The following is a 19,001-nucleotide window of genomic DNA, read 5'->3' as shown; positions in this document are numbered from 1 at the left end:
AATGATGACCGGCCTCAGGTGGGGATATCCAATCCGGGAGTGGGCGACCCGCCGGGAATTTCGAACACGCCGCCGCCGGGGAGCGGGGGAGTGTTGGGCGTGGGCGGAATGAGTTCACCGGAGGCGCCCATGGCTTTGAGCGCCTTACCCAGCCCGGCGATCTTGGAGAGGAGAAGTTCCCAGTTCCCCGTGAGGTAGAAGCCGGCCGCCGTGGCTCCCGCAATGGCGGCAACGGCAAGGAGCGCGGTGACCACGGGGTGCTTGCGCGGGAACCCCTTCACCTTCTCCCACGCGCGGCGGAACAAGCCCTTCTTTTCCGGCGATTGCACGTCCTGCAGGAACCGCTCCTTCTGTTCCAACGTCTCCCCGGCAAGGTCTATCTGCTCCCGCAGTTCCTTAAGATCAATGCCGTGCGCCTCCTGCAGATCCTCCGCGTGGGTGCCGAGCATATCCACCAGCTTCTCCCTCCCCTCCACGCTCTTCATCATCGCCTCCACTTCGTCGGCTTTCACGTTCTCCAAGTACTGGGAAAGCACCTCCGGCTGTGCCTGGAAGGGGCGGACTTCCGGCGTTTCGATTCCGGCCTTCTCGGGGCGGTTGTCGTTTGCCGGGTCTCTCTTGGTGCGTGCGGAAGATCCCATGTTCAAGGATGGGGAAGGTTCACTCCGGGCGGAGCCGGAGGGATTCGAGGAGCGAATGGCGGATCATGAGGAGGGAGGCAAGATCGTCCAGGTCGCCGTCCGTCTTGGCGTCCCGGAGGAGGGGAGCGATGAGCAGCGTGAGCGCATCCGGACCCAGGGCGAAGAAGAGCTCGGCAAGGTCGCCCTCGGTGACGTCGTGCAGGTCCATTTCCGCCAGCAGCGCCGCGACCTCTTCCGGGGTGGCGGCTTTCTGCACCTTCTCCCGCAATGCGAGCAGCTTGGTGTCGTGCAGGCGGACCAAACCCAACCGCGCCGACCGGCGCTCGGGCGTATCCGTGAACGACAGCGTTTCCTCCTTCAGCTCCCAACCGTTGCGCACCGCTTCGGGGAGGGCATCGAAGGCCTTGCGTTCATCCGTGGTGAGCCAGAGGGGAGCGGCCATGGGGAGTGAAGGGGGGAACGAAGGGATTGTAATCGCGATCTGACGGGCTTAATAGGTTATTATAGCACATTTAAGATTTAGCACCAAATCCCAAGCACCAAAGCATTGGAGGCACCTTGATCATCGGTCCTCAGCCATTTCCGAGCACCCCCTCCATTGACCCCCATCCTATTCCCACTACAATGGCGTCCGTGTGCGGCATCTTCGGATACATCGGCAGCCGGACCGACGCCGGCCGACTTGTCGTTGAAGGCCTCAAATGCCTGGAATACCGGGGGTACGATTCCTGGGGCGTGGCGTGCAAGAGCAAGAAAGGCATCAAGGTGCGAAAAGATATCGGGAAGGTGAGCGAGGTGAAGAGCGAGGATTTCGCCGACGAGTGCTCCATGGCGCTGGCCCATACGCGCTGGGCGACGCACGGCGGCGTGACCAAGACGAACGCGCACCCGCACCTCTCCTGCGACAAGACCATCGCGGTGGTCCACAACGGCATCGTGGAGAACTACGACGCGCTGCGCAACGAACTCAAGGCCAAGGGGCACCGCTTCCTCTCCCAGACCGATACGGAAGTGCTCCCGCACCTCATCGAAGAAGAGCTCAAGAGCCAGAAGGATTTTGCGGCGGCGGTGCGTGCGGCGTGCGGCCGACTAAAGGGAAGGTACGGCATCCTGGCGCTCCACGCGGAATCGCAGACGCTGGTGGCCGCGCGCTCCGGTTCCCCCCTCATCATCGGGGTGCAGAAGGACCTGGCGGGGCAGAACAACGGCTACTTCATCGCCTCGGACATCCCTGCGTTCCTGGACCACACGCGCGTGGTGCAGTACCTGGATGACGGGGAGATGGTGGTGACGGACGGCAAGACCATCCTCTTCTCGGACATCCGCACCGGCCGCGAGCGCCCCAAGCGCGAGATCGAGATCCATTGGTCCACGGAGCAGGCGCACAAGGGGAGTTACGAGCACTACATGCTCAAGGAGATCATGGAGCAGAAGGAGAGCGTGGCGCGGGCCGTGAACCAGGACGAGGAGCAGATCAAGACGCTCGCCAAGGCCATCAAGGAGGCGCAGGGGACCTTCCTCGTGGGCTGCGGAACCGCGGGCAAGGCGTGCATGGCGGCGGAGTACTTCTTCTCGGTCATCGCCAAGCACCATGTCAACTATGCCGCCGCGAGCGAGTTCAAGCTGTACCACCACTTCCTCAAGCCGGAGAGCCTCCTCATCGCCGTCAGCCAGAGCGGCGAGACGGCGGACGTGCTGGAAGCCATGCACATCGCCAAACAGGCGGGGTCCAAGGTCCTGGCCATCGTGAACAACGAAGGCTCCACCATCGCCCGCGAAGCGGATTACTCCCTGCGCATCAACGCCGGTCCCGAGCGCGCCGTCGCCTCCACCAAGGCGCTCACCGGCCAGCTGGCGGTGTTCCTCCTCATCGCCCACGCGCTCGCGGGCAAACTGCAGGAAGGAAAAACGTTGCTGTTGGAGACCGCCGCGGAGATCAACGACATGTTGAACCCCCGCTACGTGGAGCGCCTGCGCACCCTCGCCGAGCGCATTAAGGGCACGCGCGACATCTTCATCATCGGCAAGGGCTGGAACTACCCCATGGCCATGGAGAGCGCCATCAAGATCCAGGAGGTGAGCTACGTGCACGCGGAAGGGTTCGCGGGAGGGGAACTGAAGCACGGCCCCATCGCGCTCATAGAGGAGGGCACGCCCTGCATCGCGCTCGTGGGCAACGACGAGGTGAAGGACGACATCCTGAACAACACCATCGAGCTCAAGGCGCGCGGCGCCTCCATCATCGGCATTTCGCCCACCAAGCACGAGGCGTTCGACGAGTGGGTCAAGGTTCCCGATGCCGGCGCCGCCCAAGCGCTGGTGAACATCATCCCGGTGCAGGTGCTGGCCTACTACCTGGCCGTGAAACGCGGGAAAAATCCGGATATGCCCCGGAATTTGGCGAAGTCGGTTACCGTCAAGTGACGAATCTGAAGAGTCCGAGGAATGTCCGGATACAGCTGCATGCATTGAAGAAGCTGGGTTCGTCGGAATCCTCGGAATCCTTCCCCATACACTCATATTCTCCATAAGAGTAAAATACTTCTACATTCTTCATTCTACATTCTTCATTCTCCCACCCCCCCATGCCCGACCTCAGCCGTGAACAGGTGCAAGCGCACAGCCAGGAATTCGCCCGGCAATTGGGTAACGCCTTCATCATCATCGGATGGAAGAAGCCGGACGGCACACTCGACGTGGTGCAGACGGTGCACGAGATGAACCCCATCGAATACGTGAAGGCCGCCACGTGGGCGCTCAACGAAGTGACGAGCAAGCTGTGAGACGGGGAAAAGGAGGGTCTTAGACCCTTGATCGAGAGGGTCGGTTCTGCTATTCAACGAGACCATTTTTTATGATCACTCACGGCAAATCCGAACGGTTCCTCCCACGGAGCGGGAGTACGCGACTGCGCACCCCCCTGGAGCAGTACTACCACGAAATCAGGGATATCCCCATCCCCACCGATGAGGAGGAGCAGGAGTGGTTCCGCCGGTACATGGAAGGGGACGTTGCCGCCGGCCATCATCTTGTACGGTCCAACTTGCGCCTTGTCGCGGATCTCGCACAGAAATTTGCAGAAAACGGCGTTCCCATTGAGGACCTGATACAAGTGGGGTCGCTGAGTCTGTACAAAGCTTTGGAGAACTACAATCCCCGCAAAAACACGCGCTTCTCCTCCTTTGCCTACATCTGCGCCCGCCAAGGGATCCTCGATGCCATTCCCCGGCAGACAAAGATCATTGCGATTCCCGCGTACAGCAAGGACCTGCCGCAGACATGGGATGCCATGCGGCTTCAGCTGCAGGAGTCTCAACTCATGCCTCCCACGGAGGAGGACGTGGCGCGTGCCCTGGGGCATACCAAGAACTTTTCCGCGGTGCAGATGAGCGTGATGGGCGCGCGCCTGGAACGGGTGAACGGCGCCGACGCTTTCGCGCAGACGAAGTATCATGAGCAAGCGGTGCGGAGGCCGGATGACATTGTGATTGAAAAGGACATCCGCGAGCGTCAGGCACGCTTCGTGGAATGCCTCATGCAAGTGACGCTGGACAGGGATGAGTACTTGATGACACGGGATAGCTTCGGGTTCGACGATGGCGAAGCGAAGACGGAACCGGTACTGGCCTCCAAACACGACAAGACCGTGAGCGAAGTGCATGCGCTGCGGAAATCTTCCTTGCGGCGCATGAAGGAGACTGTGAGGGAACTGCTTGAAGATGAACCGGATTTCTTCAATACGCTGGAGATGCCCTCCTGAACCGTGACACTTCGCCGTGAGACCTATTTCTCATCCGGCTCTATCCCGTAGTATTTGAAGAGGAACTCCGCGATTTCGCGGAACACCGGCGCGGCCGCCGTGGCGCCGTGCGTGACGTTCTTCGGGCGGTCGATCTTCACCAGCACCACGAAGCGCGGGTGGCCTATGGGCGCATACCCGGCATACGTGGCGAATGTGGAACCCGTGCCGGTCTCGTATTTGCCGCCCGGGCCGGCGATCTGGCTTGTCCCCGTCTTTCCCGCAATGCGGTAGCCCTTCACCTTCCCCGTCTTCGCGAACCCCTTGGTGGCGGAGGAGACGAGCATGGCGGTGATGGTCTCCGAGGTCTTGGGCTGGATGACTTGGTCCACGAAACGCGGTTCGGTCTTCTCCACGCTTCCGTCCGCGTGGATGACGCTGTCGATGATGGAAGGGCGCATGAGCTTGCCGCCGTTGGCGAGCGCCGCCCAAGCGGTGATCACTTGGAGAGGGGTGCTGGAGAGCCCCTGCCCGAACGCCGTGGTGGCTAAGAGGGAACGGCTCCACTCGCGCCAGCTGCGCAGCTCACCCGGCAACTCATCCTCCAGCTCTATGCTCGTGATCTTGCCGAACCCGAAGCGTTCCAGCGTGCGGTAGAAGAGCTTCTGCCCCAGCTTGAAGCCGATGCTCGTCATGCAGGTGTTGATGGAGTACTCCAGGCACGCGGTCATGGTGACGCGGCCGTAGTGTTTCTTGTCGTTGTTGTCGATCTTGTACTCGTCCACCTCCACGGGCCCCGTGTCGTCGTAGATGTCGCCGGGCTGCACCTCCCCCTGGTCGAGGGCGATGGCCATGGTGATGGGCTTGAGCACGCTCCCCGGCTCGTAGATCTCCTGGATGGTGCGGTTGAGGTACGCCCCCACGCCGATGGTGTTCTTGAACTTGAGCCAGATGTCGGGACGTTCCGTGGGGAAGATCTCCATGCGCAGGTTCTGCCCCACGTAGAAGTAGTAGCGGGTGAGGTCCCGGAGGTCGTAGAGCTTCTCCAAGTTCTCCATCGCCTTGCGCGTCTTCTCCGTGAGGAGGGTGCGCCCTTCCTCCGTGAAGACGTCCTTCATGTACGCCTTCACCACGCGTTCGTTCGTTTCCGGATGGTACACCTCCACCACCACCGTCTGCAGGTGCTCGGTGGAGAGGGTCATGGGCTCTTTCTCGTACACGGACGCGTAGTCGTTGCCGTCGAAGAGGGGCGCGTTGGCCATGGCGATGATGCGGCCCGTGAAGGGGTCCATCACGATGGCCTGCCCGCTGTCCGCCCGGTACTGGTCCACCGCCGCCTGGAGGCGCTGCTCCACTTCCCGCTGCACCGCGCGGTCGATGGTGAGCACGAGGGTGTCGCCGTCCCGCGGGGTGATGATGGTCTGCTCCGGCGTAAGGATCTGCCCGCCGTGGGGGTCGCTCACGGTGCTGATGAGCCCCTCCTGCCCCCGCAATTGCGCATTGAACGTGCGCTCCACGCCGTACTGCGGCTCCTGGGTCGCGTTGAGGAAGCCGACGACGTGCGACCCCACCGTGGCATCGGGGTAGTAGCGCCAGTGTTCGGGGAGAAGCGCCACGCTGCGCAGGTTGTAATCCACTTCCCCCACACGCTGCCCTTGCCCCTCGCGCGCCTCTTCCACGGCCTTCTTGTAGTTGGCGATCTGCGCCTCTTTAACGAGCAGGGAAAGGGACGGGGGCAGCCGCCGCATCACAGCCACGTACCGCAGCGGCCGGGAACGCAGGAGGTCCGCAATGCGCTTGCTGTCCGTTTCCAACGCCACGGAGAGGGCGCGGGAGATGGAGGGGATGCGCATCTGCTGGATCTCCTCGGGATTCGCCCAAATGAGCTTGTCATCCGTGGAGACCACGAGCCCCGGGATCTGAAGGGAAGCCACCGCCGCCAACTGCACCTTGGTGGCGCCGTACTTGAGGGGGACGAATGTGATGCGTTTGCCGGAAATGCGCTGCTCAATGTCGCGCGCATAGAGCCGCCGCGCCTCCACGATGTCTGGGAGCTTGAGGAGGGTCCGCGGCAGTTCCCCCGTGGGGAGGGGTTCGAGGAGCGCCCCCGTGTGCAGGAGCGTGTACTGCGTGAGCGCGTCGAAGGCGGGTGCGTAGAAGGGGATGAGCTCGCGGGGGCACGTATCCTTGCCATTGGTGCACGCGGCGTGGAATTCCTCGGTGAGCAGCAGGTCGCTGAGCGTCTCCGCCACCCGGGTGGGATTGGTGGTGATGAGGGGATCCACGTACAGGAGATCGAGCGTGGTGTTGGTGGCGAGGATGTTCTGCTCGCCGGTCTTGCTGTTGAAGGCGTAGATCTCCCCGCGCTTCGCGGGCAGCTTGACCCCCCCGTAGTGCTGCGCCTGCGCGATCTCCCGGTACTCCCCGCCGCGCAACACCTGCAGCTCCAGGAGCCGCGAAACGATGAGGAGGAGCGCCACCACGAATACGCCGTGCACGATGAGCATGCGCCGCAGGAGGGAACGCTTCTTCTGGGTCTCGGTGGATCGTAGGGAAAGGCGTGCGGACATCGGCGGTGGTGGAGGATAGCAGGACAGAAAGATACCGAGGAGTCCGAGGAGTCCGACGATGCCGACCAAGGAAGCCATGAATCCTCGGAATCGTCGGCATCTTTGGCATCTTTGGCATCCTCTCTCACGGACGAGACTACCTACCATCAAACTCTGATCTATGGTATAATATCTTGATGTCTCCGAACTACGCTTCCCTCGACGGGGAAACGCTCCTAAAGACGCTCCACGAGGATTGCGTCGCGAACGGAGTGTCCGATATCCACATGGCGCCGGAGAAGGCGGATGTCCGCCTGGAATGGCGGTTGCACGGCGTTCTCCTGCCCCTCGCGAAGATCACCAAGGCGCACTATGAGGAACTCCTGCGCCGCGTGAAGTTCATGGCCAAGCTCAAGCTGAACATCACCAATGTCCCGCAGGACGGCCAGTACACCTTCCAATCCGCCGATGGCGGCGCGTCCCTCGACACTGCTCGGGACAGGCAAGGCCGAACCGACGTAAGTGGTGAGCTCAGCCGAACCATCAATATCCGCGTGGCGACCATCCCTTCCCGCTTCGGCGAGGCGATCACGCTCCGCTTCCTGGACCCCCGCCGCGGTATCATCCCCCTGGAACAGCTGGGGTTCCCGGGCAATATGAAAGAGGAGCTCCAGAAACTCGTCGAGCTCCCCAACGGCCTTGTGCTCGTGACCGGCCCCACGGGCTCCGGGAAGACCACCACGCTCTACGCCCTCCTCTCCACCCTCATCGGCAAGGAGCGCAACATCATCACGCTGGAAGACCCGGTGGAGTACGAACTGGCCGGCATCACCCAGAGCGAAATCGACCCCGAACACGAGTATTCCTTCGCAGCGGGCCTGCGCTCCATTCTCCGCCACGACCCGGACGTGATCCTGGTGGGCGAGATCCGCGATTTGGAGACGGCGCAAACCGCCGTGAACGCCGCCCTCACCGGACACCTGGTGCTCTCCACGCTCCACACGAATTCCGCCGTGGAAAGCCTCCACCGCCTGCTCTCCATGGGCGTATCCCCGTATACGCTGGCCCCCTCCCTCCGCGCCGTTCTGGCGCAGCGCCTCGTGCGCACCATGCGGAAGGACTGCCGCGCGGAAGGCGCTTCCTGCGACCCGATAAACAACGGCACCTACGACGGGCAGACCTGCATAGCGGAACTCCTCACCGTCACGCCGCCCCTCCAGCAAGCGATTCTCTCCTTCGAGAGCGCCGCTTCCATGCTGGATATCGCCAAGACCGGCGGCTTCCGCACCATGCGGGAGTGGGGGGAAGAGCTCATCAAAGCGAGAATCACTAGTACTGTGGAAGTGGAAAGAGTGTGTATGTGACGTACCAAGGATTCCGATGAGTCCGACGATACCGAAGAACTGATGCATAGGAATAATCAGAGCTTCTTTCTGGCAAACCTCGGACTCCTCGGACTCGTCGGCATCCTCCTCATAACCTCTTGCACCCACCCGCTCCGATTCCGTAGCATAGGGAACCCACCCCCATGCTCACCCACTACCGACGACGGCGGAGCGCGTATCCCGTAGCCCCCCGGCCGCGCATCCCGCGGCGCCTCATCGCCACGGTCATTTTCGTGCTGGCGGTGGCGTACTTCTTCGGAGGGAATATCCTGCGCCTCTTCGGTTTCGGGGGACCCATCGAGAGGCTGCCCGCCACGGTCGCCGTTGAGGACCGCGGCACCGTGACGGTGACGTTGGACGGCGAGGAACCCAAGCGCGCGGAGAATTCCATGAAACTGTTCGCGGGGGAGGGGATCGGCACGGGGAGCAGCGGCCATGCCACGCTCCGCTTCTTCGAAGGCACGCTGGCGCGCCTCGACCAGAACTCCTCGCTCGTCGTGGAGGAGAGCACCCGCGAAAAGGACGGCACCCGGATCGTCCTCACGTTGGAGCGCGGCTCCCTGTGGGTCCACGTGCCCGATACCTCCGCATCGGGCGGCACGCTGCGCTCTCTGCGCACCCCCACCCTCACATTCACGTTCCCCCCGGGGACAGAAGCCATTGTTTCCCCCTCTTCTATCCTCGTCTTCGCCGCGGAAGGTGAGGGTGTGGAAGTGTCCCTCCCCAAGCACCCGTCCGTAGCCATCGGCGAGGGGCAGAAGCTCACCCTCCCCGGCGACCTTCCCGCGTCCTCCGTGAAGAAGGACCTGTACGACTACCGCACCCCCCTGGATACCTCCACGGTACAGCTGGCCCTCCTCACGGAGAGCCGTTCGCAGGGGGAGGCTTTTTCGCTCTCCATGGTGGAGACGGGAGGCGGCTCCGGATCGGATATCCTCTCCGTCGCCACGCCATCGGACGGCCAAACCCTCGTGGGGGCCATGGTGCGTGTTTCCGGGACGTTCGGGACCCGCGTGGAGACCGTGAAGGTGAACGGGTACCCCGCCGTACTCGACCGTGAAGCCCGTACGTTCACGCAGGATGTCTCCCTCCCCGAGGGGGAGCAGGAGTTCCTCGTCCGCATCCAGGCGATGGACGCCGAAGGGCAACCCCTCGTGGAAATGCGCCGCATGGTGAAGAGAGGGGCGGGAGGCACGCCCGTGGGCGCCATCCCTTCCCCCGCCATCACGAGCCCCGCCCGATCGGGCGAGACGTACCGCACCCAGGCCGCCGAACTCATCCTCCGCGGCACTTCCCCCGCGGAAGCCGCCGTCATCTACGTGAACGACTACAAGCTGAAGCTCTTCACGCCGTCCAAGGGCACCTGGAGCTATTTGGCGGGTACGGCGTTGGGCAACATGAAACCCGGCACCAACACGTACGACGTGATCGCCGAGGACGCCCAAGGCCGGCGCAGCGCGCCGGTGCGCATCACCGTCATCCATGGCGAGGGGGCGGAGGGCGTGGTGGGGCAGGGGAGCGCCTCCTCCGCTTCGGCGCCCGTTGCGGTGGATCCGCGCACGCTGCCGACGAACGACCCCACGGCGCCCGGGACGCTCCGCGTGACGGGTGACGCCGCGCAGGCCGGGTTCACGGCCACCGGCACGGGCTTCCTATTGGAAGGGGCTACCTCGCCCCAAACGGCGACGGTATGGGTGAACGATTACCAGCTCAAGCTCTACACGGCGGGGAAGACGTTCTGGAACTACATCGCAAGTCCGGACTTGAAGACGCTCAAGGAAGGCGTCAACTCGTTCACGGTGATTGCGAGGGATGGTGAAGGAAAGATCTTGGATAAGATGGAAGTGAAGGTGGAGTACAGGAAATGAAGAGTCCGACGATTCCGAAGAGTCCGAGGAATTGCTGTATCTGGAAGTACAGAGCTTCTTCCTGACACTCCTCGGAATCCTCGGCAACCTCGGAAACCTCCTCACGGCCTCCATCCCACTCCCATCCTCTCCAACACTCCTTCGAACTCCCGTGGCAAAGGCGCTTCCACGTGATGTTCCTTCCCGTCCGCGGGAGAGGTGAACGCCAGCTTCCACGCATGGAGGCAGAGCGATGGGACGTCGAACTCGTCCCCGAGGCGCTCACTCAAGTCATTCCGGTACGTCCCGTCCCCCAGCACGGGATGGCCGATGGAGGAGAGGTGGACGCGCACCTGGTGCGTGCGTCCCGTGTGCAGATCGCAGAGGAGCAGAGCGGCCTGTCCTTTGCTCTCCAGTACATGGTACGTGGTCTGCGCCTCGCGGCTGGTGGAGGAACCCCTCACCGCCATCTGCGTCCGGTTCGCGGTGCTGCGCCCGATGGGTGCATCGATCATCGCGGCCGACCGCTCGGGCACGCCCGCGACGAGCGCCAGGTACTGTTTGCGCACCGTCCGCGTCTCAAACTGCTTCTGGAGAGTGGCGTGGGAGGCGGGGTCTTTGGCAATGAGCAAGCAACCGGTGGTGTCCTTGTCCAAGCGGTGGACGAGCACGGCATCGGCGGAGAAGGAACGTGACTGTGCGGAGAAGAGGAACGCGACACCGTTGAGCAGCGTCTGCTCGCCCGGCGCCATGCCCGCGCCCGGGTGCACCGCCACGCCCGCGGGTTTGTTGAGCACCAGGCACGCATCGTCCTCGTAGAGCACGGCAAGGCCGAGATCTGCAGGCGCAAAGGGATTCTCCTCCTCCCGTTCCACAATACGAACGGTTACCCTGTCCCCCTCCTGCAACCGCATCGATGCTTTAGAGGCACGCGCGTCATTCACGCGTACGAGCCCTTCCTCAATCGCCTTCTGCGCCTTGGCGCGGCTGAGCATGCGTCCCTCGGAAGCGAGGAACACGTCCAGCCGTTCGGGAAGGGGAACCGTCCATTCGGACATGGATACAGTGTAGCGGAATCTTGGACTTCACCTTGCCACCCATCCGGGATTTCGTACCCTGCAAGTACCGTTCCACTCGGAACGGGATCCTTCCTTCCGTCCAAACCTATACCCCGTGAAGGAAGGATGTGCCGCCATCCGGGCGGAAGAGGGGATTCTCAGCTCCATCACTTGTCGCTTCCGCGACGCGGAGCGGGGAGTCCCCGTTTTCTGCGTGGCCTGTTCCGGCGGCCCCGCCGCTGCTATTCTCTTGCCATGGATCGTTCCTCCGAACTCCTCACCCGCGCCGTGGAAACCGTTGTCCCCCGGGACCTGGCGGAGAAGAAGATCGCCTCCGGCAAGCCGCTGCGCCTCTACTTGGGGATTGATCCCACGGGCGCAAAGCTCCACTTGGGTCACTCGGTGCCGCTGCGCAAGCTCAAAGCCTTCCAGGACGCCGGCCATCATGTGATCTTCCTGATCGGCAGCTTTACGGCGATGATCGGCGATCCTTCGGGACGCGAAACCGGCCGTCCAGTTTTGACCAAGGAACAGGTGATGAAGAACTTCGAGACGTATAAAGAGCAAGCATCCAAAATCCTCGACTTCTCCAAAGTGGAAATCCGCGAGAATGGAGAGTGGCTCTCCAAACTCAACTTCGAAGCCCTCCTGAAGATCATGTCGCAATTCACGATTCAGCAGATGCTCCAGCGTGACATGTTCAAACGCAGACTGGAGGAGGACAGCCCCATCGGGGCGCACGAATTCCTCTATCCGCTCATGCAGGGATACGACTCCGTGATGTTGGATGTTGATTTTGAAGTGGGCGGCAACGACCAGCTGTTCAACATGCTCTGCGGCAGAACACTGCAGCAGGCCTTCGGCAAGCGCGAGAAGTTCGTGCTCACCACCAAATTGATCGAGGGCACGGACGGCGGGCGGAAGATGAGCAAGACGTACGATAACTGCATCTGGCTGGAGGACGCGGCAAGCGACATGTACGGCAAGCTCCTCTCCATCAAGGATGACCTGATCCTCACCTACATGGAGTGCGTGACGGAAATGCCGATGGAGGAGGTGAAGGCCGCGGAGAAGGCGCTCAAGGGAGGCACGAACCCCAAGGAACTCAAGATGCGCCTCGCGCGCGAGGTGGTAGCCCTCTACCACGGGGCGGATGCCGCGACGGCGGCCGAACAGGAATTCCACAAGGTCTTCAGCAAGGGCGGCCTGCCGGAGGAGATACGGGAAGTGACGGTGGCAGACGGTACGCTCCTCGTGGACATCATCGCCACGGAGAAGCTTGCGCCCTCCAAAGCGGAGGCGCGCCGCTTGGTGCAACAGGGCGCCGTGAAGATGAACGAAGAGACCGTCACCACCATAGACGCAAAAGCGGAACCGGGAATTTTGAGGGTGGGGAAGAGGAAATTCCTCAAGGTCACACTGTCCTCGTAGACAAGCAGAGATGTAACGCTACAGTGGAAACATGGAGGTCATCATTTCCGTTCCCCCACCGCCGCGCACGACGCCAAGGATCAAACGCCTCTCCCCGGAGGAACGCCAACAGTATGCAGAATCTTGCCGTCATAATATGGATGGCGTTCGTCTCCAATTAATGGAATTATTCGTGCATCTCGGTATCGAAAGCCATAATGTCCACGTGCTCCCCAACCTGGGGACGCTGGTGATTTCACATGTGACCGAACATCAACGCGATGCCCTTCGTAAGGCGATTCAAGAAAAGGAATTGTGGACTGTTACCGATGATTTCGAGGTAACCTTAATAGAGAGCAAAGAAGAGCCCCCTCCGGAGCAAAGCCCAACGCAGGATTTGTGATTTTCAGAGCAGCCGAAACATTTCACCAGCTTCAAGCATGAATTCTGGCAACATATCAGTATTGTCAAGAAGCGGATGACTCGCTACTATCGTCTTCATGGAATGTACAAGAAAAGGCGTTGCGGCAATGAATCACGTTCGACGTCTCCTCGACGAATATACTGAGACCGTTGAAGTCAGCAAGCATGCCGAGGCGGCTCATATTCTGCAAAGGATCGAGAGTGTTGTGAACATCGTTGGACAAAAAGCGGCGGAGTCCCTTACGAACTATTCAAACTCATCACTTGAAGAAAGCGGCGCAGCCGCCGTTGCATGTAATACTTTGTCTGTGGAGCATACCCGTCTCATACGATTGCTACGTCATCATACCGACCGTATACAAATGAAGCTTGGAGATGAATGTGGAATTCTTCATCTTTCTCAGCAACAAACAATACAGGAAATGCTTGAAGAGCAAACGCAGGCTGCGGCGGCACTTCCTTCACAGTAATCTCACCACCTCCCCCGCATCAACGTGGAGAGAACCTGTGCCGGTAACGGAGGAGGGGAGTCCTGTCTTCCCTTCCGCCTTCACGGAGGCGAGGAGCATGGCCAGCGACATCACGAGCAGCACGGGAATGGCTGCAACGAGGAGTGCCTGCGGGAAGGAGTGTTCGGAGTTCATGGGATGCGTACCTTTTGGGGTCTGCCTGTGAGACGCCACAAAGGGAGAATTATTGTCATATGTTCCATATTTGTCAAGTCTTCATTCATAAGAAGGACGACACTGCCGGCCATCGTCTCCCGGCTGCAGAGGGGGGACTTGCCTTCAGCCGCCGTCCGGAGTGGGGGATCCGCTTCCTCCTTCTCCGAGAAGACGCAAACTTGATTATTTGGCTTCCATTGGAGGATAAAGCGACCTCTTCCCTCATTTACTTTCCTCGTGCCACCCGGCGTCTATCATAGGGTCCTTTCCCCCTCATCCCATGAACAACACCCCTGGAAGACCGGAGGAGAACGATGGAAATGAATTCATCTTTGAAGGGATAGAGTTGGATCCGGACGAACTGCAACAACTTCTGGACGGTACGAGGGAAAGTGCGGGGGACGTCCTCAACGGTTCGCAAGAGCTTGGACTTCCCGTCACCGTCACGGAAGAAGACCGGCCGCTCCTCGAGCTCGCGAAGAAGCATCGTGCCGCCGCCTCCCCGGACGTCGCCGATATTCCCGATCCCTTCCTGGGAATGAGTACTGCGGATTTTGAAAGGTTCTTGCGTGAAGAGACGAAGGAGGAACCGAAATAGAGGGGCACATCGCCCTCCGCACGGCCGCCGGTCCGCGTCCCCTCACTTTCCGTGGAACTTCTTATGGACCTCTTTCAGCTGGGGGTTCGTGACGTGCGTATAGATCTGCGTCGTGGAGAGGTCCTTGTGGCCCAAGAGCTCTTGGACGGAACGCAGGTCCGCCCCGTTCCTCAGGAGGTCCGTCGCGAACGAGTGGCGAAGGGTGTGGGGCGAGGGGTTGCTCATGATCCCCGCCGCGCTGGCGTACTTCTTCACCAGGTTGTAGATGGAAATGCGGGAGAGGCGGAAGGATTCGCCCGGGGGCATCTCGTTGGCTGCCAAGTTGTGGTTGCGAATGAAGAGCGGTTCGAGGTGGTCCATCCGGCAATCAAGATAGGCCTTGAGCGCCTCCACGGCGTTATCCGAGAGGAAGACCACGCGGAGCTTGCTGCGCTTGCCCCGCACGCTGATCTCCCGCGTGTGGAAGTTCAAATCCTTGCGATTGAGGGAACGGAGTTCCGCGAGACGCAAGCCCGTGGAAAAGAAGAGCTCCAGTATGGCCTTGTCGCGCTTCCCCTCCTTGGTGGATGTATCCGGCGCCAGCAGCAGCCGATCCAGGTCTTCCTTGAAGAGCACTTTGACCTTCCGCATCTCTTCTTTGAAGCGCCGCACGCGGTCGGGGGGATACACGTCCATCTCTTCCTCCTGCACCAGGTAACGGAGGAAGGCGCGCAGGACCGTGAGGTGGTGGTTCTTGGTGCGGATGGCGAGCGGATTCCCCTGCTTGGTCAGGAACTCTTGCAGCTTCCCCTTGTACATCCTGACGGATTCTTTACTTATGTCGCCCACATCACCAAGAGGGGATAGTGTCAAAAAGAGATCCAATGACTGTCGATAGTTGCTCAAAGTGAGCGGGGATTTGTTCTCCTCCGCACGGAGAAAGAGGAGGTACCTTTCGACTGCCTGGTCTAGGGGGGAGTGGGAGTGGGGCATACGATTATATTAACATAATGCATTTTATGTTAATAGAGATTCTAGGGTAAACATAAAGAGGGCTCCAACCTCACGGATTACGCTATAGACCTCAAATAAGCTATCCGCATGCCGTTGTGCAGGGAATGTGGATAACTCCCACCCCTGTTTCCCCGCGATATATCCGATACGGGCCAAATGGTACCTATCGCTTATGGCGACCGTAGAACTGCAAGAGCCCGTGAGGGGCCTCACGAGGAGTAAGTTCTCCTCCGTGGAGGTCGATTGCGTCTCGATCGTGATGTCTTTGGGGTCCACACCCTCGGCCACCGCTACGTCGCGCATCACTTCCGCTTCGCTTGCGCGCATCCCCTCTCCACGTCCCCCACTCATGATGAGGCGCTTCAATTTCTTCTCCCTATAGAGTTGAACGGCTGTGAGCACTCTCCTGGAAATTCCGGGTCCGGCAACATTTACATACTTTTCTTCATCATTGTCAAATACTGAATGGACCGCTGCGCCGAACACCACGCCGCAATCGGCTGGCAAATCCCCTTCCCCGTCAAACCCGGCAAACACATACAACGCCGTGAGGAGGAAAACCAGGACGGCGAAGAGCGCGACCGCAAGGAGCGAGCGGAGCAGCCGCCTGCAGAACCGTTTCACCGATTGCGTCATTTCTGGGGAACTATGGAAATGCTGGAGGGGATGGATGGTAACAGCCTGCCCCAGGGCGGCCAAAGCTCGATGGCCACTTTCTCCACTTCCGGCAGGTTCTTGAGGATGCGGACGGCTTCCTCTTCCCCCAGGCCCTGGATCTTCTCGCGCACGTCCCTGGCGAATTGCGCCCCGGAGGGAGAGAGGGGGTCCAGGATGAACTGCTCCGTGGCGGCGATCTCCGCCGTCGCCTTGATCCACTGCAAATCATCGGCGTAATCGAACACCCTGATCTCCAGCTGCTTCAGCGTGACGGTATCTTCCAGGAGCCTCTTATCCGCAGGGATGCGCATGACCAGTTCCTTCCGGATGACATCCAGGATGGCGGCGGCATCGTAGGCCAGGGCGCTGTGGACGAGGGTGCCTTCCACGGTGATGGACGCGACGGGCGTATTGATGAGGTGAAGGGGCAGCACCACGCCCGTGAAGGAAGATTGGACGAGCTGCTCATGCGTGAAGAGGCGCAAGTTCTTGCCCTCCATAAGATTGGTTGCGGTGATGCGCTCATCCGCCAGCTTCTTTGCCTGGGCGAGCAATTCCCGCTCCAGGCGCTTGCGGGCGGTGTCGATATCATCCCGCTGCAAGACGGTGCGGTAGGAGGTGGCGCCCCCCTTGGCCGCTATCCGGTTTTCCGCATAGATGTGCTTGCGCTCTTCCTCGTCCAAGCCGGGCAATTCCCACTTGAGGTTGGCGGGGACGTTGCCCCGTTCCCCCACGATCTCCCCGTAGGCATCCAGCGTATCCGCAGTGGAGAGGACGGTCATGGTGCCGTTGGAGGGGACGGTGACGGACTTCTGGGTCTTGAAAATCATGCCCGCCTGGTTGCGCAGCCGCGTGCCCTTGAGGAGCGGGAAGGGGTCGGGCGTCTTGTTCACCAGGGTCATGGGGACTTCCGCATTGGTCCCCGTAAACTGCTTGCTGATCTGGTCGAAGACGAGGGGCTGGTGCACCGTGACGATGATGGGGTAGAGGGGAAGCGTGCGGATGTGGGAAGGCAGCGCGGTGGCCCCGGACTGCACCAGGAGGATGTTCATCGTCTGGGTGGTCATGTCCCCGCGCGGCCATACCCGCACCTCCGCCGAGGGGAGAAGCCGGAACATGACGAAGAGGAAAAGCACGGCGCTGAGGGAGATGAGGAGGAGGATGCGGACCCGCGGGAGCGAGAGGAGGCCGGCGCTCTGCAGCCGCGTGCGCCACTGCTGGCGCCACAGGCTGGGCGAGAACACACGCACCGCTTCCTCACACTGCGGATGGTGGGCGAGAGCGCGCTTCAGCGCTTTCGTTCTGTCGAAGACCCGTATCCCCAGGTTCCGTGCGGCGGCGAGGACCAACGGTTGTCGCGTGGCGATGCGGACCCTCTGCTTCAACTTGGCGCACTCCTCCAGGAACAGCGCGCGCTGCTCCTCCTGCAGGAACAGGGACGTGTCCGCCGCGCCGAGCACCACCACGAGGGACCCCTCCGTTTCACGGATGCGGCGCGCGAAGCGTCCCCATGATTCTTCTTCCCGCCGAAAGAGGACTTGTATCCCTTGGTGGGACATGATGGGGATGGTAGCAGAGACGAGGTTGTAGGTTGTAGGTGGTAGGCAGTTGAAGACTATTTTCCCTTTGAAATTATTCCTGTTCTACAACCTACTACCTACCACCTACTACCGACTACCTCTTGAGGGCTTCGAGTGCTGGCAATTTCTTCCCTCCGATGAACTCCAGCATGGCCCCCCCGCCCGTGCTCACGAAGGTGTAGGCGTCGAGCGGATACTTGTAGCGCTCGTGGAAATCGATGGTATCGCCGCCGCCGACGATGGACACCGCACCCTTCTTTGTGGCGGCCGCCACGGCCTCCGCAATGCGCTTCGTTGCATGGGAGAAACGGTTCACCTCGTAGTACCCCACGGGCCCGTTCCACACGATGGTCCCCGCCTTCTCGATCTTCTTCTTATACCGCTCCACCGTCACTTTGCCGATGTCCAGGATGCTCATGTCCCCCTCGATGTCCTCCACGGGCAAATCCAGCTTCTGCGCCGTATCCGCCATCGACGTGGCCACCACGGCATCCCGCGGCACGTGGATATCCGCCTTCTCCGTCTTCTCCGCCTCCAGCATCAGTTCCTGCGCTTTCTCCATGGCGGTCTCATCGTACTTCGAGGTTCCCACATCGAAACCGCGCGCGGCAATGAAGGTGTTGGCGATGCACCCTCCGAGGAGGATGTCATCTCCCTTGTTGAGGAACTGCTCCACGACGGGCACCTTGGTCTCCATCTTCGCCCCGCTGATGATGAGCACCAGGGGGTGCCGCGGATCCTCGGTGACCTTGGAGAGGTTCTCCACCTCCTTCTGCAACTGCAGCCCCATGAAGGAGGACAGGAGCTTGGGGATGCCTGTCATGGATGCATGGTTGCGGTGGCAGTTGGTGAAGGCATCGTTGACGTAGAGGTCCCCCATGGACGCAAGCTCCTTGGCCAGCGCCGGATCGTTCTTCTCTTCCCCCGCCTCATAGCGCAAGTTCTCCAGGAAGAGAACCTCCCCCGGCTTGAGCGCCTTGGCCGCGGCGACCGCATCCTTTCCACGGCATGACGCCGCGAAGGCCACCTTCTTGCCGAGGAGTTTCTCCAGCACGGGAACGAGGGGCTTCTGGCTGAATTCCGGGACGGGCTTCCCCTTGGGGCGTCCCTGGTGGCTCATGATGATGAGGGCGGCACCGTGCTCGAGGATGTAGTTCATGGTGGGGAGCACCGCCTCGACGCGCGACGTATCCAGCACCTTTCCCTTCTCCATGGTAACGTCGAAACCCGCGCGGAGCAGCACCTTCTTCCCTTTCAGCTTCGCGTCCGCGAGTGTGGCGTAGGTTGGCATGGGTCGAGTATAGCAATCCCCTTTCACATTCTCAAAAAATCGGATCCTCTCTGTGTGGTGCAGTGGTGAAGAGGAGCCTGACTTCTACCGACGAGAGAGAAGCTGTGAACATGGGGCGAACACTTCTCATGATGTCAACCTACACCAAGGCAGTGCGTTCTGATT

General features: G+C 61.0%; 18 protein-coding genes. 9 read left to right on the top strand and 9 right to left on the bottom strand.

All coding sequences use genetic code 11. From position 1 onward, the window contains the following. Window positions 1-14 precede the first annotated feature (14 nt). Window positions 15-641: a hypothetical protein gene (locus tag WC698_01705; GenBank protein ID MFA6038960.1), complete on the bottom strand. Its 627-nt coding sequence runs from the start codon at window positions 639-641 to the stop codon at window positions 15-17. A 19-nt stretch (window positions 642-660) separates the two neighbouring features. Then, a complete protein-coding gene (locus WC698_01700; GenBank protein ID MFA6038959.1) occupies window positions 661-1,083 on the bottom strand; it encodes a hypothetical protein in 423 nt (140 codons plus the stop codon). 182 nt (window positions 1,084-1,265) lie between these two features. Between WC698_01700 and glmS the strand changes: the two genes are divergently transcribed. The 3 genes from glmS to WC698_01685 all read left to right on the top strand — a co-directional run bounded on the left by glmS (window position 1,266) and on the right by WC698_01685 (window position 4,401). Continuing rightward, a complete protein-coding gene (glmS, locus tag WC698_01695; GenBank protein ID MFA6038958.1) occupies window positions 1,266-3,065 on the top strand; it encodes a glutamine--fructose-6-phosphate transaminase (isomerizing) in 1,800 nt (599 codons plus the stop codon). Between the two features lie 161 nt (window positions 3,066-3,226). After that, window positions 3,227-3,424: a hypothetical protein gene (locus WC698_01690; GenBank protein MFA6038957.1), complete on the top strand. Its 198-nt coding sequence runs from the start codon at window positions 3,227-3,229 to the stop codon at window positions 3,422-3,424. A 71-nt stretch (window positions 3,425-3,495) separates the two neighbouring features. Then, complete coding sequence (locus WC698_01685) at window positions 3,496-4,401, top strand: sigma-70 family RNA polymerase sigma factor (protein MFA6038956.1); 906 nt, start codon at window positions 3,496-3,498, stop codon at window positions 4,399-4,401. A gap of 23 nt (window positions 4,402-4,424) precedes the next feature. Here the strand turns inward: WC698_01685 and WC698_01680 are convergent, their stop codons facing one another. Next, window positions 4,425-6,950 carry a penicillin-binding protein 2 gene (locus WC698_01680; GenBank protein ID MFA6038955.1) on the bottom strand — a complete coding sequence of 842 codons (2,526 nt, stop codon included), beginning with the start codon at window positions 6,948-6,950 and terminating at the stop codon, window positions 4,425-4,427. A 176-nt stretch (window positions 6,951-7,126) separates the two neighbouring features. Between WC698_01680 and WC698_01675 the strand changes: the two genes are divergently transcribed. Continuing rightward, a complete protein-coding gene (locus WC698_01675) occupies window positions 7,127-8,293 on the top strand; it encodes a GspE/PulE family protein (protein MFA6038954.1) in 1,167 nt (388 codons plus the stop codon). Between the two features lie 164 nt (window positions 8,294-8,457). After that, window positions 8,458-10,182 carry a hypothetical protein gene (locus WC698_01670; protein MFA6038953.1) on the top strand — a complete coding sequence of 575 codons (1,725 nt, stop codon included), beginning with the start codon at window positions 8,458-8,460 and terminating at the stop codon, window positions 10,180-10,182. Window positions 10,183-10,283: 101 nt separating this feature from the next. Here the strand turns inward: WC698_01670 and WC698_01665 are convergent, their stop codons facing one another. Further along, window positions 10,284-11,219 carry an RluA family pseudouridine synthase gene (locus WC698_01665; GenBank protein ID MFA6038952.1) on the bottom strand — a complete coding sequence of 312 codons (936 nt, stop codon included), beginning with the start codon at window positions 11,217-11,219 and terminating at the stop codon, window positions 10,284-10,286. Window positions 11,220-11,474: 255 nt separating this feature from the next. Between WC698_01665 and tyrS the strand changes: the two genes are divergently transcribed. From tyrS to WC698_01650, 3 genes are all read left to right on the top strand, one after another. Next, window positions 11,475-12,650: a tyrosine--tRNA ligase gene (tyrS, locus tag WC698_01660; GenBank protein MFA6038951.1), complete on the top strand. Its 1,176-nt coding sequence runs from the start codon at window positions 11,475-11,477 to the stop codon at window positions 12,648-12,650. A 31-nt stretch (window positions 12,651-12,681) separates the two neighbouring features. Beyond that, window positions 12,682-13,032, top strand: coding sequence for a hypothetical protein (locus WC698_01655; protein ID MFA6038950.1), 351 nt, complete (start codon window positions 12,682-12,684; stop codon window positions 13,030-13,032). Between the two features lie 97 nt (window positions 13,033-13,129). Beyond that, on the top strand, window positions 13,130-13,522 hold the full coding sequence (locus WC698_01650; protein ID MFA6038949.1) for a hypothetical protein: 393 nt from the start codon (window positions 13,130-13,132) through the stop codon (window positions 13,520-13,522). On the opposite strand, the gene WC698_01645 is transcribed toward WC698_01650, so the two are convergent. Next, window positions 13,514-13,696 (bottom strand): hypothetical protein, encoded by a 183-nt coding sequence (locus WC698_01645; GenBank protein MFA6038948.1) that lies wholly within the window; start codon window positions 13,694-13,696, stop codon window positions 13,514-13,516. The two genes, WC698_01650 and WC698_01645, sit on opposite strands and share 9 nt — an antisense overlap. Before the next feature lie 301 nt (window positions 13,697-13,997). On the opposite strand from WC698_01645, the gene WC698_01640 reads away from it, so the two are divergent. Further along, a complete protein-coding gene (locus tag WC698_01640) occupies window positions 13,998-14,315 on the top strand; it encodes a hypothetical protein (protein ID MFA6038947.1) in 318 nt (105 codons plus the stop codon). Window positions 14,316-14,357: 42 nt separating this feature from the next. Here WC698_01640 and WC698_01635 read toward each other — a convergent pair whose 3' ends face one another. The 4 genes from WC698_01635 to WC698_01620 all read right to left on the bottom strand — a co-directional run bounded on the left by WC698_01635 (window position 14,358) and on the right by WC698_01620 (window position 18,836). Beyond that, on the bottom strand, window positions 14,358-15,287 hold the full coding sequence (locus WC698_01635; protein ID MFA6038946.1) for a tyrosine-type recombinase/integrase: 930 nt from the start codon (window positions 15,285-15,287) through the stop codon (window positions 14,358-14,360). A 24-nt stretch (window positions 15,288-15,311) separates the two neighbouring features. After that, window positions 15,312-15,944 (bottom strand): YdcF family protein, encoded by a 633-nt coding sequence (locus WC698_01630; protein MFA6038945.1) that lies wholly within the window; start codon window positions 15,942-15,944, stop codon window positions 15,312-15,314. Further along, window positions 15,941-17,524 (bottom strand): hypothetical protein, encoded by a 1,584-nt coding sequence (locus tag WC698_01625; protein ID MFA6038944.1) that lies wholly within the window; start codon window positions 17,522-17,524, stop codon window positions 15,941-15,943. Before WC698_01625 ends, WC698_01630 begins: the two co-directional genes overlap by 4 nt. 115 nt (window positions 17,525-17,639) lie before the next feature. After that, complete coding sequence (locus WC698_01620; GenBank protein ID MFA6038943.1) at window positions 17,640-18,836, bottom strand: phosphoglycerate kinase; 1,197 nt, start codon at window positions 18,834-18,836, stop codon at window positions 17,640-17,642. Window positions 18,837-19,001: the final 165 nt, after the last annotated feature.

The sequence above is a fragment of the Candidatus Peribacteraceae bacterium genome (genome assembly GCA_041661065.1).
Classification (GTDB): Bacteria; Patescibacteriota; Gracilibacteria; order Peribacterales; family Peribacteraceae; genus CAIKAD01.
The sequence above is the reverse complement of the archived record's forward strand: the minus strand, read 5'-3'. Positions and strand labels throughout refer to the sequence as shown.

Bases quoted from the DNA above. Each gene is read 5' to 3' on its own strand.
- tyrS (MFA6038951.1), top strand. From the start codon at position 11,475: ATGGATCGTTCCTCCGAACTCCTCACCCGCGCCGTGGAAACCGTTGTC.
- WC698_01620 (MFA6038943.1), bottom strand. From the start codon at position 18,836: ATGCCAACCTACGCCACACTCGCGGACGCGAAGCTGAAAGGGAAGAAG.
- WC698_01690 (MFA6038957.1), top strand. From the start codon at position 3,227: ATGCCCGACCTCAGCCGTGAACAGGTGCAAGCGCACAGCCAGGAATTC.
- WC698_01685 (MFA6038956.1), top strand. From the start codon at position 3,496: ATGATCACTCACGGCAAATCCGAACGGTTCCTCCCACGGAGCGGGAGT.
- WC698_01705 (MFA6038960.1), bottom strand. From the start codon at position 641: ATGGGATCTTCCGCACGCACCAAGAGAGACCCGGCAAACGACAACCGC.
- WC698_01640 (MFA6038947.1), top strand. From the start codon at position 13,998: ATGAACAACACCCCTGGAAGACCGGAGGAGAACGATGGAAATGAATTC.
- WC698_01645 (MFA6038948.1), bottom strand. From the start codon at position 13,696: ATGAACTCCGAACACTCCTTCCCGCAGGCACTCCTCGTTGCAGCCATT.
- WC698_01700 (MFA6038959.1), bottom strand. From the start codon at position 1,083: ATGGCCGCTCCCCTCTGGCTCACCACGGATGAACGCAAGGCCTTCGAT.
- WC698_01680 (MFA6038955.1), bottom strand. From the start codon at position 6,950: ATGTCCGCACGCCTTTCCCTACGATCCACCGAGACCCAGAAGAAGCGT.
- glmS (MFA6038958.1), top strand. From the start codon at position 1,266: ATGGCGTCCGTGTGCGGCATCTTCGGATACATCGGCAGCCGGACCGAC.
- WC698_01625 (MFA6038944.1), bottom strand. From the start codon at position 17,524: ATGTCCCACCAAGGGATACAAGTCCTCTTTCGGCGGGAAGAAGAATCA.
- WC698_01650 (MFA6038949.1), top strand. From the start codon at position 13,130: ATGGAATGTACAAGAAAAGGCGTTGCGGCAATGAATCACGTTCGACGT.
- WC698_01675 (MFA6038954.1), top strand. From the start codon at position 7,127: ATGTCTCCGAACTACGCTTCCCTCGACGGGGAAACGCTCCTAAAGACG.
- WC698_01670 (MFA6038953.1), top strand. From the start codon at position 8,458: ATGCTCACCCACTACCGACGACGGCGGAGCGCGTATCCCGTAGCCCCC.
- WC698_01635 (MFA6038946.1), bottom strand. From the start codon at position 15,287: ATGCCCCACTCCCACTCCCCCCTAGACCAGGCAGTCGAAAGGTACCTC.
- WC698_01665 (MFA6038952.1), bottom strand. From the start codon at position 11,219: ATGTCCGAATGGACGGTTCCCCTTCCCGAACGGCTGGACGTGTTCCTC.
- WC698_01655 (MFA6038950.1), top strand. From the start codon at position 12,682: ATGGAGGTCATCATTTCCGTTCCCCCACCGCCGCGCACGACGCCAAGG.
- WC698_01630 (MFA6038945.1), bottom strand. From the start codon at position 15,944: ATGACGCAATCGGTGAAACGGTTCTGCAGGCGGCTGCTCCGCTCGCTC.